General features: G+C 69.3%; 1 protein-coding gene. It reads left to right on the top strand.

Going from position 1 to position 2,298, the window contains the following annotated elements:
* Positions 1 to 2,298 (top strand): DEAD/DEAH box helicase (locus tag FVW20_RS12915; RefSeq protein ID WP_196609939.1); only part of this gene is annotated, 2,298 nt, incomplete at both ends.

The raw sequence follows: 2,298 nt of genomic DNA, 5'->3' as shown, positions 1-2,298 counted from the left end.
CTCGCCCTTCGGGCGGCAGGTCACCCATCACCGCGCCCTGCCCGCGCGCGAGGCCGCCCACGCCCCCAACCGCCGCCCGTGGCCCAAGGCCGTCCGCGACATACTTGCCCGCAACGGAATCGACGACCTGTACACCCATCAGGCCCGCGCCACAGACCTCATCCGCGCCGGGCGGCACGTTGTCGTCGCCACGCCCACGGCCAGCGGCAAGACCTACGTGTACAACCTGCCGGTGCTCGAACGCTTTCTGTCCGACCCGGACGCCCGCGCCCTGTACCTGTTCCCGCTGAAAGCGCTGGCGCAGGACCAGCTTTCCACCTTCAACGGCCTTACCGCCGCCTGGCCCGCCGATGCCCGCCCCCGCGCCGCCATCTACGACGGCGACACCACCGACCATTTCCGCCGCAAGATCCGCCAGAACCCGCCCACCGTGCTGCTGACCAACCCGGAAATGCTGCATCTGGCCATCCTGCCGCACCACCAGCAGTGGACCAGCCTGCTGGCCTCGCTGGCCTACATCGTGGTGGACGAGGTGCACACCTACCGGGGTGTGCTGGGCGCGCACATGGCCCAGGTGTTCCGCCGCCTGCTGCGCGTGTGCGCCCGCTACGGCGCGCACCCCACCTTCGTGTTCTGCTCCGCCACCGTGGGCAACCCCGGCGAACTGGCCGCCAACCTCACGGGGTTGGGGGGGGATTTTGGTGAAGAAAACACTGCGGGGGAAGGGACCCTTTTGCGGCAGCCGTTAGGTGAGCGCAACGCGCGAATCTTACGGATGGCGTCCGCAGAGCGCAAAAGGTCCCCTTCCCCCGCGCCCCCATCCCCCAAAACCTTTCAACAGGGTTCCTACCCCACAAAATGGGGTCAAGGGGACACGGTCCCCTTGCGGGGCGCGGGGCAGAGCCCCGCACCTGCTATCCAGGTCATCACCGAAAGCGGCGCACCGCAGGGCTTGCGGCACTTCGTGTTCGTGAACCCGGACGACAGCCCGTCCACGGCGGCCATCCAGTTGCTCCGCGCGGCCCTGGCGCGGGACTTGCGCACCATCGTGTACTGCCAGTCGCGACGCATGACGGAGTTGATCAGCATGTGGGCGGCGGAAAAGGCCGGGCCGTACCGCGACCGCATCAGCGCCTACCGCGCCGGATTCCTGCCGGAGGAACGACGCGACATCGAGGCGCGCATGGCCGGGGGCGATCTGCTGGCGGTCATTTCCACCAGCGCACTGGAACTGGGCATCGACATCGGCGGACTGGACCTGTGCATACTGGTGGGCTACCCCGGCACGGTCATGTCCACCCTGCAACGCGGGGGCCGGGTGGGCCGCGCGCAGCAGGAATCGGCGGTGATCCTGATCGCCGGGGAGGACGCACTGGACCAGTACTTCGTCCGCCACCCCAACGAATTCTTCGAGCGGCCCGCCGAGCATGCCGTGGTCAACCCGGACAACCCGGTCATTGCCAAGCGGCACATCGAATGCGCCGCCGCCGAACTGCCCCTTCCTGCCGACGAGCCGTGGCTGACCGCGCCAGGCGCCGCAACCGCGCTGGCGGAACTGGAATCCGAAGGGCTGGTGCTGCGCAGCGCCGATGGCGGCACGCTGCTGGCCGCGCGCAAGCGACCCCACCGCCACGTGGACCTGCGCGGCAGCGGCAGCACCTTCACCATCGAGGACGGCGACGGCACCATCATCGGCAGCGTGGACGGCCACCGCGCCTACCGCGAAACCCACCCCGGCGCGGTGTACCTGCACCGGGGGCGCAGTTGGGTGATTACCCGGCTGGACCCCGGGGCGCAGAAGGTTGTGGCGGAACAGGCCCGCGTGTCGTGGTTCACCCGCGTGCGCGCCAACAAGACCACGGAAATTCTCGACATCCACGACCAGTGCGTGGCCTGCGGCACCCGCGTGTTTCTGGGCAAGCTGCGGGTGACGGAAACCATCACCGGCTACGAGAAGCGCAGCGTGTCCGGCCAGCGCCTGCTGTCCGTGGTGCCGCTGGACGCGCCGCCCTTCGTCTTCGAGACCGAGGGGTTGTGGTTCGAGATTCCCGACGCCGCACGCATCGCCACCGAGAACGAACTGCTGCATTTCATGGGCGCCATCCACGCGCTGGAACACGCCGCCATCGGCATCCTGCCGCTGCTGGTCATGACCGACCGCAACGACCTTGGCGGCATCTCCACCCCCATGCACGCGCAGGTGGGCCGCCCCGCCGTGTTCATCTACGACGGCCTGCCCGGCGGGGCCGGGCTGACCCGCGCCGCCTTTGCCGACGCCGACGCGCTGTTCCGCGCCAC

It is taken from the genome of Nitratidesulfovibrio oxamicus (assembly GCF_015731765.1).
Taxonomy (GTDB): Bacteria; Desulfobacterota; Desulfovibrionia; order Desulfovibrionales; family Desulfovibrionaceae; genus Cupidesulfovibrio; species Cupidesulfovibrio oxamicus.
This window is presented reverse-complemented; position numbering and strand designations above follow the sequence as displayed.